Consider the following 14,161-nt stretch of genomic DNA (forward strand, 5'->3'; position numbering starts at 1 on the left):
ATCTCGATCTTAACGAGCGATCGTATTGGTTCGCTTGATCTTATTCTGTAATTGAACGATGCCGTACAACAAAGCTTCTGCGGTTGGGGGACAACCAGGTACATAAACATCAACCGGAACAATACGGTCACAACCGCGCACAACCGAATAGGAATAGTGGTAATAACCGCCGCCGTTAGCACAAGATCCCATGGAAATTACCCAACGAGGCTCTGCCATCTGGTCGTAAACCTTACGCAACGCAGGCGCCATTTTGTTTACCAGAGTTCCGGCAACAACCATCACGTCGGATTGGCGAGGACTTGGACGGAAAATAATCCCGAAACGGTCCAAATCATAACGTGAAGCTCCTGCGTGCATCATTTCTACCGCACAGCATGCCAAACCAAATGTCATCGGCCACAAAGAACCGGTACGAGCCCAGTTAATTAGCTTATCTGCAGAAGTGGTAATCACCCCTTCCTTCAAAACGCCTTCTACTCCCACTCCAGCGCTCCTTTTTTCCATTCATAAATAAAGCCGATTACCAGAAGCGACAAGAACACACCCATTGCCAAAAGACCGAAAGTCCCGACTTCCTCAAGTACGATTGCCCATGGGAATAAGAAAGCGATCTCCAAATCGAAGATAATGAATAGAATCGCTACCAGATAGAAACGCACGTCGAATTTCATACGCGCATCCTCGAACGCTTCAAATCCACACTCGTAAGGAGAGTTTTTTTCCGCGTCGGGCTTTTGCGGCCCAAGAAGATAACCGATCAGAATCGGCCCTGCACCAAACAGTACACCCAGCACAATAAACACTAGGACAGGAAGGTAATTTTCTAGCATTGGTTTTTGACCTCGTCTAGCACAAAAATAACCATTGCAACCTGAGTTGCAACAGCCTTATAAAATTGGTGCCGATGGCCGGACTCGAACCGGCATGACTTACGTCACCACCCCCTCAAGATGGCGTGTCTACCAATTTCACCACATCGGCTTATATTTTAATTAATTCGGAACCACCGGTTCGTCATTATTTTCTTTCACCTGTTCGCTCTGCGCAGGTTGTTTGGTTACACTTTGATAACCTTTTGCCTGCTGACTGGCGATATACGCCAACGCCAAACTGGTAATAAAGAATACGGTTGCCAAAATTGCGGTCATACGCGACAAAAACGTCGCTGAACCACGGCTCCCGAAAACCGATTGTGACGAACCGCCACCGCCGAAGTTAGCTCCGGCATCCGCGCCTTTACCGTGTTGTAAAAGGACCAACACAATCAATAAAAACGCAACAACCAGATGGATACTTAGTACGATCCCAAACATTACTTACTCGCTGCTTTGCAAATTGCCATAAAATCATCAGCGTTTAGAGATGCGCCACCGATCAGACCACCATCGATATCAGGCTGTCCGAACAGTTCGACTGCATTATCAGGCTTAACGCTGCCACCATATTGAATAATTACTTTTTCTGCGACTGCCGCATCCGCTTGCGCCAATTTACCGCGAATAAAAGCGTGCACTTCCTGGGCTTGTTCAGGTGTAGCTGTCACACCGGTACCGATCGCCCATACAGGTTCGTAAGCAATAACGATTCGCTCAAACGCCGCAATACCGGATTTTTCCAGAACAGCGTCCAGTTGAGTTGCAATAACCGATTCCATTACACCCGACTCGCGCTCCGCAAGAGTTTCACCTACACATAAAATAGGTGTAACACCAGCATCCAACGCAACCTGAACTTTCGTTGCAACCTGAGCATCAGTCTCACCGTAAAGCGATCGACGTTCCGAGTGTCCCAGAATTACGTAGCTACAGTTCATATCCTTTAGCATTTCAACCGAAACCTCTCCGGTAAATGCCCCTTGAACTGGCTCTTCAGCCATATTCTGCGCACCAACGGAGATTACGCTACCCTGCAACTGAGACTGAACAAAATCGATATAAAGTGCTGGCGGACATACCGCGATATCCACACCCTTTACAGCGTCAACTTGAGCACTTAATCCGTTCAGCAAATTCGAGATAGACTCTCGAGATCCGTGCATTTTCCAGTTCCCGGCAACAAAAGGTTTTCTCATTACTAATCTCCAACACAAAAGTTTTACAATGTTAGCGTTTTCTTAAGTTAAAAACAATCTTGCATTTTCATGAAAATTCTGAACGAACCACCGATACCAAGCTATCTGCAACGGCCTCAACACTGGTTCTTTCTTCACCCTCTACCATTACCCTAATCAAAGGTTCGGTACCGGACGCTCGAATCAAAATACGCAACGCATCACCATATTCGGATTCAAGCTGACGCACTTTTTCTTGCAGTGGCGCATTATCTGCTAACTGGCTCGCATCTTCAACCGAAACGTTACGCAATATTTGAGGAAAAAGTGCGACATCTTCACACAACTCATCCAATCCTTTCTGCTGGTAGCGCATTGCAGCCAGTACCTGCAGAGCAGCAACAATACCGTCACCTGTTGTCGTTTTGTGCAGGCACAACACGTGTCCCGACGGTTCCGCTCCAAAATTCCAACCGTTTTCAACCAGAGTTTCCATCACAAAGCGATCGCCAACCTTAGCCCGTAAAAAATCGATTCCCTGACGTTTAAAGGCTTTTTCGACACCGAGATTACTCATTACCGTTCCAACAACCCCGGCTACTTTTTTCTTTTGTTGGGTCGCGATAATGTACAGAATCAAGTCTCCATCAATGACTTTACCTTCCTTGTCGACCATCATTACACGGTCACCATCACCATCGAATGCAATACCCAGATCCGCATTACTTGCGACCACTGCTTCTTGCAAGGCGTCAAGATGGGTTGCACCGCATCCCTGGTTGATATTCATGCCGTCCGGGTGAATGCCGATACTGGCTACTTCAGCGCCAAGTTCTCTAAAGACGTGCGGAGCTATGTGGTAGGTTGCTCCTTGCGAACAGTCAACCACTATATTCAGACCATCCAACTTCAACGGTGCCTTATAAGTACTCTTGCAAAATTCGATATAACGCCCGGCGGCATCGTCGATTCGCTTTGCTTTACCCAGCTTTTCCGAAGAGACAACATCCATCTCTTCTTCCAAAGCAGCTTCAATCGCCATCTCCATTTCATCGCTGATTTTTTTCCCTTCCGCCGAGAAAAACTTGATACCGTTATCATAGTGCGGATTATGCGAAGCACTGATCACAATGCCCATGTCGGCATGCAGCGTCTGCGTCAAATAAGCAACTGCCGGTGTCGGCATGGGGCCAAGCAGATAAACATCGATACCGGCAGCGATAAAACCGGCCTCAAGTGCCGATTCGAACATATAACCTGAAATACGGGTATCCTTACCGATCATCACCCGTCTCGCCCCTTGTCGCTTCATAACACGACCGGTCGCCCAACCCAGCTTTAGAATCTCATCCGGTCTCAGCATTCCCTGACCTACTCGATTACGAATTCCATCGGTTCCGAAATATTTTCTCTGTTGACTCATCTGTTTCTTCTTATTTATTTAGTGTCGACGATTCATTGCAACGCATGCGACACTTTCAAAGCATCGACCGTCTCTTTAACATCATGCACCCTGAGTATCGCGGCACCTTTATTTGCCGCAACAAGCGCCGCAGACACACTACCTGCGACACGATCTTCAACCCGGTCATTTCCGGTTAAGTCGCCAATCATGCGCTTACGAGAAACACCGACCAGCAATGGATAATCCAAGCCGGTAAAAACTTCCATATCTTTAAACAAAGTACAGTTATGTTCGAGTGTTTTACCGAAACCAAACCCTTGGTCAAGAACAATCTGCTGCGGGGCAATACCGGCAGCCAGGCAAACATCCACCCTGTCCAACAGAAAATCCCGCACTTCCACAACCACATCCAAATAATTCGGGGCTTCCTGCATGGTTTTCGGAGCCCCAAGCATATGCATCAGACAAACGGCCGCTCCAGTCTCGGCCGCCACCTGCACAGCCCCCTCATCGCGCAATGCATTGATATCATTGATCAGATCGGCACCTTGCGCAACAGATTGACGCATCACTTCAGCTTTATAAGTATCGATTGAAATCGCCGTATCAAATGCATCGCGAATCCATTCGATCGCCGGCAACACTCGTGATAATTCCTTTTCCAGAGAAACCTCATCAGCTCCCGGTCGAGTGGACTCTCCACCGACATCAATTATATCGGCACCACTCTGCAACATCGCTTCGACCTGTCTTAAAACGGCATCTCGGCCAGTGTAGCAACCACCATCAGAAAACGAATCCGGAGTAACGTTCAAAATTCCCATTATCAAAGGCAAACCGCTTTGGCGGTATTTCTCATCAATTGCCTGCCTGATTTGAAACATAATCTCTCCGTCACAAAAAACCCCGCTTAAGCGGGGTTGTTATTTTAGCCGATTCCGATCATCAGTGCATTTTCGGTTCACCCGAATTTTCATCGACACCACTCTTCGAATCATCCAGTGTCGCTTCATGCGGTTCGAAAGGTTTTGCCTTCTTTTCATCCTGCGAAGCATCTTCGTTTTTAGACGGCGGATTCACTTCATCATCCGGCTCAACCCAATCTTTAGGTGCACCGGGATCTTCGCCACGCATAATACGATCCACCTGATCCTTATCAATGGTCTCGTACTTCATCAGACACTCGGTCATGATCTCCAATTTATCATTGTTATCAATCAGAATCTGGCGAGCACGTTCGTAGTTACGATCGATAATCGTACGAATCTCTTCGTCGATTTTTTTGGAAACCTCACCGGATACATTGGCATTACGCGAAGAACCCATAAAACCACTGCGATCTTCCTCTTCATAAAGAAGCGGTCCAAGATTATCCGACAGCCCCCACTTGGTTACCATATTGCGCGCAATCGCCGTCGCACGTTCAATATCGTTACTGGCGCCTGTTGTAACGGCATCTTCTCCATAAATCAGTTCTTCGGCCAAACGTCCACCATACAAGCTGGAAAGCTGTGATTCAAGTTTTCGCTTCGAATAGCTGTAGCTATCTTCTTCCGGCAAATACATGGTCACACCCAGCGCCCGGCCGCGCGGCATAATAGACACCTTATAAACCGGATCGTGCTCAGGAACCAGATAACCAACGATCGCGTGTCCTGCTTCGTGATAAGCGGTCATACGACGCTCTTCTTCCTTCATAACCATCGACTTGCGCTCGACGCCCATCAGGATTTTATCTTTGGCTTTCTCAAAGTGCTTCTGAGTGACCAGCTTAGAATTTTCGCGTGCCGCAAACAGTGCCGCTTCATTCACCAGGTTCGCCAAGTCCGCTCCGGAGAACCCTGGGGTTCCGCGAGCAATATAAGATGGTTTAACATCATCGGACAAAGGCACCTTGCGCATATGTACTTTTAGAATCTGCTCACGCCCGCGAATATCCGGCAAACCGACCGTGACCTGACGGTCAAAACGGCCAGGACGCAACAACGCAGGGTCAAGAACGTCGGCACGGTTGGTTGCGGCAATGACGATAATGCCTTCATTCCCTTCGAAACCGTCCATCTCGACCAGCATCTGGTTCAGCGTCTGCTCACGCTCGTCGTTACCGCCGCCCATGCCGCTACCACGGCTACGACCGACTGCATCGATCTCATCGATAAAGATAATACATGGAGCATGCGCCTTGGCCTGCTCGAACATATCACGCACACGCGACGCACCGACACCGACGAACATTTCCACGAAGTCGGAACCGGAAATAGTGAAAAACGGAACCTTGGCTTCACCGGCAATCGCCTTGGCCAACAAGGTTTTACCGGTACCTGGAGGTCCAACCATTAATACGCCGCGCGGAATGCTTCCGCCCAGATTTTGATATTTGCTAGGGTCTTTCAAGAAATCAACGATTTCCCCGACTTCTTGCTTAGCCTCATCTGCACCGGCAACATCATCCAATGTCACTTTATTCTGATCATCGGTCAGCATTCTTGCCTTGGATTTACCGAACGACATAGGTCCACCTTTGCCGCCCATGCCTCCACCGACAGAGCGCATAAAGAAAATCCACACCCCAATCAGCAGCAACATCGGGAACCATGAGATGAAAATCTGCATCAGCAAGCTTTGCTGTTCCGGCGGTTGCGCCTGAATCTTAACGTGGTAATCCAACAGGTCACCCATCAACCCCGGATCGCCGGGATTATAAGTCGTGAAACTTTCGCCGTTGCTGTAAACACCGCGAATAGTCGATCCTTCAATAAAGACTTTACTGACCTGGCCCTGATGCACCTGTTCAATAAAATCAGAATAATCCAAACGCCCTGAACTCGCCTGTTTCTGACTGCTAAAATGGTTAAAGACCGTGGTAAGAATCATAATTACCACTGCCCAGACCAATACATTTTTCAACATATCATTTTTCATGGGTTAGCCTATCTCTTCATAACCGCTATCATTGGATTGTACTCTTAAGTTGCACGCGCATAAACCCATCACAACCAAAATCCAAACTTCGTTAAACCTATACAAGGTGTATTAGAGCTAATCTCGTTCACTGAAAACCGTGCATAATTTGCACACACTGTAACATAAAATTAACTTATAAGTGATTTAAAACATTAATAAGATTGATTACTTTTTGCTTCTAGCCAAAAGGTAAATTTCCTTGCTGCGCGCACGAGATGCCTGCGGCTTGCGGGTAATCACTTTCTGATATTTGCTGCGCAGATCGTTCATCAATTCATTATAACCTTCACCTTGAAAAACCTTCATCAAAAGATCCCCGCCCGGACGGAGAACTTGATCGGCCAGCTCGACACAAAGTTCAACCAGATACATGGCTCTAGGGATATCCACCCCTTTATTTCCGCTCATATTCGGTGCCATATCCGACATCACCACATCGACGGAACGCCCGGCCAACGCATCAAGCAAACTCTGATAAACCTCATCTTCACGAAAATCCCCCTGAATGAAAGTGACACCTGCAAAAGGTTCAACCGGAAGAATATCCAGAGCAAAAACTTCTCCACCCGAACCAAGTTTCTGCGTCGTCCATTGCGACCAGCCTCCCGGCGCAGCGCCCAGGTCGACCACACACATTCCAGGTTTGAATAATTTATCTTTTTCGTCAATTTCCTGCAGTTTATAAACCGCTCGTGAGCGCCAGCCTTCCTGCTTGGCTTTTAACACATAGTGATCGTCAAAGTGTTCTTTCAACCAGCCTGCACTGGATTTGCTTCTCGCCATAACCGATTTCTACTACAATATTGCCAAACATTTAAATAATAACTCAAACTGGAAAATTCAATGAGTCAACCCGAAAAACTTTCCGCCAACCAGAAAAAATATTTGCGCAGCATCGCTCACAATATTAATCCAATGATTATTATCGGTGCTAACGGCGTTACGGATAGCTTAATGGCAGAATTAGAGAGCACTCTAGCCCATCACGAGCTTCTAAAGATCAAAATGAATGCCGCTGACCGCGATGATAGACAGACCATTACCGATTACATTATTAAACAGACCGGTGCTTTACTGGTCCAATCAGTCGGAAAAACCTGCGTTATCTACCGTCAAAAAGAGAAGACCGAACTTCCGCTGCCGCGTAATTAAGTCGCAAACTTTGCTGGCCTCGGCCAGCAAAAAACCGCCTTTACAACTTATCTAAACCAATCATCAAATCGTTCTTGATATCGTCAATCGATTCCAAACCGACAGAAATTCTAATCAAATTATCGGTAATTCCGGCCTTTAAGCGCTGCTCAGGCTCAACTCGGCTGTGCGTCGTGGTTGCCGGATGAGTAATAAGGGTTTTCACATCTCCAAGGTTAGCAGTAATCGACATCATGCGGGTGTGATCAATCACCGTCCACGCCTGCTCTTTTCCACCCTTGACCTTGAAACTGACCAAGCCTCCACCCGCGGATTGCTGCTTTTGTGCCAAATCATATTGAGGGTGCGATTCCAACCCGGGATAAAACACCTGCTCGACATTAGGATGCTTACTCAACCAGCGAGCCAATTCGATTGCATTTTCGCAATGCGCCTTCATACGAATTGGCAAAGTCTCCAACCCTTTCAAAAATATCCAGGCGTTAAAAGGACTCATAGACGGTCCGCAGGTTCTCAGAAAACCACGCACTTCTTCACCGACAAGCTCGGAAGAACCCAGAACCGCACCACCAACCGCGCGTCCTTGACCGTCGAGGAATTTGGTTGCCGAATGAATGACGATATCCGCGCCTTGCTCCAGAGGGCGCTGCAACATCGGCGTGCAGAAACAGTTATCCACTACCAGCAGACAATCGTTATCTTTAGCTAGCGCACTAATCGCTTGCAGATCAGCCACTTCGGTCAAAGGATTGGAGGGCGTCTCCAGAAACAGCGCTCTGGTATTCGGACGAATCGCCGCTTGCCATTCCGAAAAATCGGTTTGCGAAACAAAAGAGATCTCGACACCGAATTTCGCCAGATATTTGCTAAACAGAACCTTGGTCGTACCGAAAATGCTCTGTGAAGAGATGACGTGATCACCGGCCTGGCAGAGAGCCATAAACGTCGAGAGAATCGCCGACATGCCCGATGCCGTAGCCACACAGGCCTCGGCGCCTTCTAAAGCTGCCAAACGGTTCTCGAATGCACGAACAGTCGGATTGGTAAAACGTGAGTAGACATTGCCTTTCTCGGCTCCGCTAAAACGTGCTGCTGCTTGAGCAGCAGATTCATAACGGAAACTCGAAGTCGGGAAAATCGCTTCGCTATTTTCCTGCTCGGGAGTCTGATCGTATCCGGCTCTTATCGCTAGAGTTTGAATATCAAAGTCGTCAAAAGCATCCATCCTCGGATCGTTTCTCCTAAATATTAATTACCGGACTGATTATGAATTCCAACCGTTTCCTGGCCGGCTGCCTGACGAGTTGCTTGAGCGTCATCGTTACGCTCGGTATCCAACGATGCCAAGTACTCAGGAGTAATATCACCAGTTGCGTATACACCGCTAAAACAAGAAGTGTCAAACTGATTGACCGCTTCACTGCCGGCACTGACTGCATCGATCAAATCATCCAGATCCTGATAAATCAATCTATCGGCACCGATCACCTCGGCAACTTCTTCGACAGTTCGACCACTTGCCACCAATTCAGTCGGCGACGGCATATCGATACCGTAAACATACGGATACTTGACCGGCGGCGCCGCTGAAGCAAAATAGACTTTTCGCGCACCCGCTTCACGTGCCATCTGCACGATCTGTCCGGAGGTTGTTCCGCGGACGATCGAATCGTCAACCAGCAAAACGTTCTTGCCTTCAAATTCCAGATCGATCGGGTTCAGCTTTTGACGAACCGACTTTTTACGCAACTGCTGTCCGGGCATAATAAAGGTGCGACCGATATAACGGTTTTTGATAAAACCTTCACGGTAAGGCTTGCCTAAACGAGTCGCCAGTTCCAGAGCCGAAGTACGACTGGTATCCGGAATCGGCATAACCACGTCAATATCGTGGTCCGACCATTCACGCAGAATTTTGTCGGCCAGTTTTTCTCCCATACGCAGACGGGACTTATAAACCGAAATATCATCGATCATCGAATCCGGACGTGCAAAATAAACAAACTCAAAAATACAAGGCGAATACTGCGGATTCTCGGCACACTGCTGATAGAAAATTTCACCCGATTCAGTAATCACAACCGCTTCACCCGGAGCCAAATCCTTAATCAGACTGAAGCCGAGGCCATCCAGCGCAACCGATTCGGACGCCACCATATAATCGGTTCCGAAAGCGGTTTCTCGTTTACCGACAACCGCCGGACGCAAACCGAACGGATCACGGAAAGCGATTACGCCCAGGCTGGAAATCAAGCCGACCGCAGCATAACCGCCACGCACGCGCTTATGCACATGACGGATCGCGTTGAAAACGTCCTCATGATTAATCATCAGTTTCTTCTGCTGCATCAACTCATGCGCGAAAATATTCAATAGAACTTCTGAATCGGAATTGGTATTCAAGTGACGCAAATCCTGGCGATAAAGCTCTTGCGCCAGCGTTTCCGCATTGGTCAGGTTCCCGTTATGCCCCATGGCAATACCGTATGGAGAGTTGACGTAAAATGGCTGCGCTTCAGCACTCGAAGAAGAACCGGCAGTCGGATAGCGGACATGACCAATCCCCATGGTTCCATGCAGATCACGCATATGGCGGGTACGGAATACATCTTTAACCAATCCGTTGTCTTTACGTTGGTAAAAACGTCCGTTTTCACAAGTTACGATCCCGGCCGCATCCTGACCTCGATGCTGCAAAATCGTCAATGCATCATAAATTTCTTGGTTTACTAGGTTTTCGCCAACCGAGACAATCCCAACAATACCGCACATGTCTTGTACACTCTCTTAGTTCATTTAGTTTTAAACGCCACTTACTACAAAGTTCACGCTCTATTTTCGCTGCACGACCACAGATTTGATATGCAACATTTTATCCAATTTACGCTTGTCCTGTTCGGCTTTCAGCTTACTGGAATAAGGCCCGCTTCTCAGAGAATAGACCTTGGATTTTTGGAAAAATTTAATCGAGGCACTATGGCCTTGTTTTTGCAATCTTTCTAATGCCGACTGGGCATTTTTCTTCTCTTTGTAAGACGCCAATAGCAGTAACCAATCACCTTCTGCTGCCTTAACTTCCGGCTTAGCAGAAACGGCTTTCTGCGGAGAAATCGCCCCCTTCGAGGCCGTCTCGATTTTCTTAAGCGGCGGAAGCGCTAATTGACTTCGATCGTTTCCTTTCTGAGCAAGCTCTTCCTCTTCGGTCATAACCGGATACAACTCCTGATCCGTTGCTACCGGTTTTTGAGGAGTCACAGTGTGCGGATCACCAGGCTGAGCAATCTCTCCGGAAAGCAAAAACGGATGCTCTACCAAGGGTCGAGTCGCTTGATTCTCTTCCTGAGGAACGCCTTTCGGATGAAAATTGACCGGATGGCTATACCAGTCCGGAACGATCCAGATCAATAAAATCAACCAGATTGCCGCTCCGGTCAGACGATGTTTACTTATCGGATCCATAAAACTTACTCGGCGTTATCCAAGGCCTCTTTTACTTGCGAAACGGTAAAAAACGATCCCCATACCAAAACAGGATCAGGAGCCTGTTGCTTTGCCCAGAAAACCGCATCATCCATAGAATCAAAAGCGAATTGCTTGTCTTCGGAAACTCCGGACTGCTGCAACAAACTTTGCAACTTTTGCAACGGAAGCGCTCTTGGCCCATGCAGCTCAGCGATAGCCCAACGGTCAATATAGGGAGCCAAAGCGCAAACCATCGGCAAAGAATCTTTATCGTTCAAAACCGAAAAAATCGCCACGCGTTTGCTTCCACCTTCAACGCCCGCCGACTCATGCTGCAAATACTCGGCCAAAACCTGCGCAGACTGCGGATTATGCGCTACATCGAACAGCCAGTTTTGCCCGTCAACGCCAACAACTTGCAAACGCCCTTCATGCTCAACACTCAGCAAGCCATTTATGATTGCCTGCTTATCAATCGGCAAATTCAGCTGCCGTAATATCGCCAAAACGCCGGCCGCATTCTGCAACTGGAATACCCCCTTTAAAGCCGGCAAAGGCAATTCCAATACGGAATCTTCGGCAAACAAAAAAGACCAGTTCTCACCCTTTTGTCGATAATTAAAGTCGTCTCCGATTTGTGCAAAAGGGATCTGGTGTTGACGCATATAATTGACTAGCGTATCGGGCGGACAAGGATCGGAACAGACCGCCGGATGACCCGTACGGGCAATACCGGCTTTTTCCAGAGCGATCAACGACCGATCATCACCAAGCCAATCGATGTGATCGACATCTATTGCCGTTATCAAAGCCGCATCGGCATCCACGATATTGACGGCATCCAGACGCCCGCCCAAACCGACTTCCAAAACCGCGACATCCACCTGTTGATCTTTGAAAACTTTCAAAGCGGCTAAAGTCGAAAATTCGAAATAGGTCAATTTGGTCTGCTTTCGTGCCTGTTCAATAGCGTCAAACACATCAACAATGACCTGATCTTCAACCATCTCACCATTAATGCGAATGCGTTCATTAAAGCGGCGAATATGCGGAGAGGTGTAACTCCCGACTCGATAACCGGCTGCTTTCAGAATCGCCGATAGCATGGCAACACTGGACCCCTTACCATTCGTTCCGGCAACACTGATGACTTTTTTAGCCGGGCGCAAAAGTTCCATGTCCGCGGCAACTTTAGCCACTCGATCCAGCCCGAGATCAATCTCTTGAGCATGCAGGTGCAACAACCAATCCACCCACTCATTCAGAGACGATTGTCGGCTAGGAGATGTCATTCTTAATTATCCGACCGACCCTTAACTGGCTTTGTTCAACAGCATGCTGCACATAGACGAAATTTCATCGCGCAACTGATGACGGTGAACAATTCGATCGATCGCACCGTGTTCCAAAAGGAACTCACTGCGCTGAAAACCTTCCGGCAATTTCTCACGAACCGTCTGTTCGATAACCCGCGGGCCGGCAAAACCGATCAACGCCTTAGGTTCGGCAATATTCAAATCACCCAGCATTGCGAAACTCGCTGAAACCCCCCCCATAGTCGGATCGGTTAAGACAGAGACAAACGGTAATTTTTGCGCACGCAAACGCCCAAGGGCCGCACTGGTTTTCGCCATCTGCATCAGAGAGAAAAGCGCTTCCTGCATACGCGCCCCGCCACTGGCTGAGAAACAGATAAACGGTACTTGGCGCTCGATGGCTTCATTCACGGCACGCACGAATTTTTCGCCCACAACCGATCCCATGGAACCGCCCATAAACTTGAATTCAAAAGCGGCAACCACCACCGGCAATTGGTTGATTGTCCCAGTTCCGGTAATCAAGGCATCCTTCTCACCGGTTGCTTTCTGAGCAGCGGTTATACGATCTTTATACTTCTTAAGATCCCGAAACTTCAGCGCATCCACCGGAGCAACGTTTGCTGAAATTTCATTGAAACTGCCTTCATCCAAAAATGTCGTCAAGCGTTGACGGCCGCCCAGACGCATATGATGATCGCACTTCGGGCAGACTTCTTGATTGCGGGTAACTTCAGCGCGGTAAAGAGTGCTTTCGCATTTCGGGCATTTGGTCCATAGCCCTTCCGGAACGGATTTTTTACGCTCGGCTACTTGTTTAATACTTGGTAAAATCTTTTCAAACCAGTTCATAATTACTCCTGAGCGGTTAGCGCATCGGCGCGATCAATCGCCGAACGGAATTCTGTCATCTTCTCGCCGATAGCGAGGTAAATATCGTAAAGTCCTTTAGACTCGTTGGCTTCGATCAAACTGACCAACGCGGAACCGATAATTACGGCGTCGCCCAATTTAGCCATCTCAAATGCCGACTCGCCGTCACGAATACCGAAACCGATTCCGATCGGCATCTGCATAGTCTTCTGCAAGGCGCCCATATGTTCAGTGACGGAAGCAACATCCAACTGTTTGGAACCCGTCACCCCTTTCAAGGAAACGTAATACACAAAACCGCTGCCTTTTGCATTGACCGCCTGCAAGCGCTGTGCCGGAGTGGTCGGCGATACCAAAAAGATTCGATCCAAACCGCACGCATCCAACGCCGGCAAATAACCTTGCGACTCTTCCGGAGGCATATCCACCGTCAAAACACCGTCGACACCGACCGACGAAGCGGCATTGGCGAAGGCTTCGAAGCCCATGGCTTCAATCGGATTCAAATATCCCATCAAAATAATCGGCGTGGTTACATCCTTTTCGCGGAATACGCGGACGAATTCCAAAACATCATCCAGACTAATATGATGTTCTAAAGCACGTTCCACCGCTTTTTGAATGACAGGGCCGTCAGCCATCGGATCGGAAAAAGGGACACCCAATTCAATCATGTCTGCACCTTTCTCTACCATCAGATGCATTAGCTCGACGGTCGCATTCGGCATAGGATCGCCGGCAGTGACATAAGGCACCAAAGCCGTCTTGCCGGCCGCTTTCAATTCAGAGAATTTGGTTTGTATTCTGCTCATAATTTCTAAATTCTTTTTTATTCGAATTTTTAAAGTGTTAAGAAACCAATCCTTAACAATCAAAAACCCTGTTTCAAGGGTTACGAGAGATTCGAAGTCACTACAAAAATCTGCTGGGAAAAGC

The 14,161-nt window shown here is 48.1% G+C and carries 15 protein-coding genes and 1 tRNA gene; 1 reads left to right on the forward strand and 15 read right to left on the reverse strand.

What is annotated here, in order from left to right; translation table 11 throughout:
- Window positions 1–9: 9 nt before the first annotated feature.
- From H8792_RS02950 to rlmE, 9 genes are all read right to left on the reverse strand, one after another.
- A complete protein-coding gene (locus H8792_RS02950; RefSeq protein WP_185977443.1) occupies window positions 10–486 on the reverse strand; it encodes a NuoB/complex I 20 kDa subunit family protein in 477 nt (158 codons plus the stop codon).
- Window positions 477–833, reverse strand: coding sequence for an NADH-quinone oxidoreductase subunit A (locus H8792_RS02955; protein ID WP_185977444.1), 357 nt, complete (start codon window positions 831–833; stop codon window positions 477–479). Before H8792_RS02955 ends, H8792_RS02950 begins: the two co-directional genes overlap by 10 nt.
- 66 nt (window positions 834–899) lie before the next feature.
- Window positions 900–984: transfer RNA gene (locus H8792_RS02960), tRNA-Leu, on the reverse strand.
- 11 nt (window positions 985–995) lie between these two features.
- Window positions 996–1,316 (reverse strand): preprotein translocase subunit SecG, encoded by a 321-nt coding sequence (secG, locus tag H8792_RS02965; protein ID WP_185977445.1) that lies wholly within the window; start codon window positions 1,314–1,316, stop codon window positions 996–998.
- Window positions 1,316–2,074, reverse strand: coding sequence for a triose-phosphate isomerase (tpiA, locus tag H8792_RS02970; RefSeq protein WP_185977446.1), 759 nt, complete (start codon window positions 2,072–2,074; stop codon window positions 1,316–1,318). Before tpiA ends, secG begins: the two co-directional genes overlap by 1 nt.
- A gap of 67 nt (window positions 2,075–2,141) precedes the next feature.
- The gene (gene glmM, locus H8792_RS02975) at window positions 2,142–3,476 is read right to left on the reverse strand and encodes a phosphoglucosamine mutase (protein WP_185977447.1); all 1,335 of its coding nucleotides are present in this window, start codon (window positions 3,474–3,476) and stop codon (window positions 2,142–2,144) included.
- Window positions 3,477–3,508: 32 nt separating this feature from the next.
- Window positions 3,509–4,342, reverse strand: a complete 834-nt coding sequence (gene folP / locus H8792_RS02980; RefSeq protein WP_185977448.1) for a dihydropteroate synthase — start codon at window positions 4,340–4,342, stop codon at window positions 3,509–3,511.
- 61 nt (window positions 4,343–4,403) lie between these two features.
- Window positions 4,404–6,380 carry an ATP-dependent zinc metalloprotease FtsH gene (gene ftsH / locus H8792_RS02985; protein ID WP_185977449.1) on the reverse strand — a complete coding sequence of 659 codons (1,977 nt, stop codon included), beginning with the start codon at window positions 6,378–6,380 and terminating at the stop codon, window positions 4,404–4,406.
- Between the two features lie 207 nt (window positions 6,381–6,587).
- Entirely contained in the window at window positions 6,588–7,205 is a 618-nt protein-coding gene (gene rlmE, locus H8792_RS02990) for a 23S rRNA (uridine(2552)-2'-O)-methyltransferase RlmE (RefSeq protein ID WP_185977450.1), read from the reverse strand.
- 60 nt (window positions 7,206–7,265) lie between these two features.
- On the opposite strand from rlmE, the gene yhbY reads away from it, so the two are divergent.
- Window positions 7,266–7,574 carry a ribosome assembly RNA-binding protein YhbY gene (yhbY, locus tag H8792_RS02995; protein WP_185977451.1) on the forward strand — a complete coding sequence of 103 codons (309 nt, stop codon included), beginning with the start codon at window positions 7,266–7,268 and terminating at the stop codon, window positions 7,572–7,574.
- A 40-nt stretch (window positions 7,575–7,614) separates the two neighbouring features.
- Here the strand turns inward: yhbY and H8792_RS03000 are convergent, their stop codons facing one another.
- Genes H8792_RS03000 through trpA form a run of 6 tightly spaced genes read right to left on the reverse strand, consistent with a single transcriptional unit; the run spans window position 7,615 to window position 14,037 of the window.
- Window positions 7,615–8,799, reverse strand: a complete 1,185-nt coding sequence (locus tag H8792_RS03000; protein WP_185977452.1) for an O-succinylhomoserine sulfhydrylase — start codon at window positions 8,797–8,799, stop codon at window positions 7,615–7,617.
- Window positions 8,800–8,822: 23 nt separating this feature from the next.
- Entirely contained in the window at window positions 8,823–10,346 is a 1,524-nt protein-coding gene (gene purF / locus H8792_RS03005; protein WP_185977453.1) for an amidophosphoribosyltransferase, read from the reverse strand.
- A 60-nt stretch (window positions 10,347–10,406) separates the two neighbouring features.
- A complete protein-coding gene (locus tag H8792_RS03010) occupies window positions 10,407–11,033 on the reverse strand; it encodes an SPOR domain-containing protein (protein WP_185977454.1) in 627 nt (208 codons plus the stop codon).
- Window positions 11,034–11,038: 5 nt separating this feature from the next.
- The gene (gene folC, locus H8792_RS03015) at window positions 11,039–12,328 is read right to left on the reverse strand and encodes a bifunctional tetrahydrofolate synthase/dihydrofolate synthase (protein WP_185977455.1); all 1,290 of its coding nucleotides are present in this window, start codon (window positions 12,326–12,328) and stop codon (window positions 11,039–11,041) included.
- Between the two features lie 21 nt (window positions 12,329–12,349).
- The gene (gene accD, locus H8792_RS03020) at window positions 12,350–13,204 is read right to left on the reverse strand and encodes an acetyl-CoA carboxylase, carboxyltransferase subunit beta (RefSeq protein ID WP_185977456.1); all 855 of its coding nucleotides are present in this window, start codon (window positions 13,202–13,204) and stop codon (window positions 12,350–12,352) included.
- A 2-nt stretch (window positions 13,205–13,206) separates the two neighbouring features.
- Window positions 13,207–14,037, reverse strand: a complete 831-nt coding sequence (gene trpA / locus H8792_RS03025; RefSeq protein WP_185977457.1) for a tryptophan synthase subunit alpha — start codon at window positions 14,035–14,037, stop codon at window positions 13,207–13,209.
- Between the last annotated feature and the right edge of the window lie 124 nt (window positions 14,038–14,161).

The sequence above is a fragment of the Thiomicrorhabdus heinhorstiae genome (assembly GCF_013391765.2).
Classification (GTDB): Bacteria; Pseudomonadota; Gammaproteobacteria; order Thiomicrospirales; family Thiomicrospiraceae; genus Thiomicrorhabdus; species Thiomicrorhabdus heinhorstiae.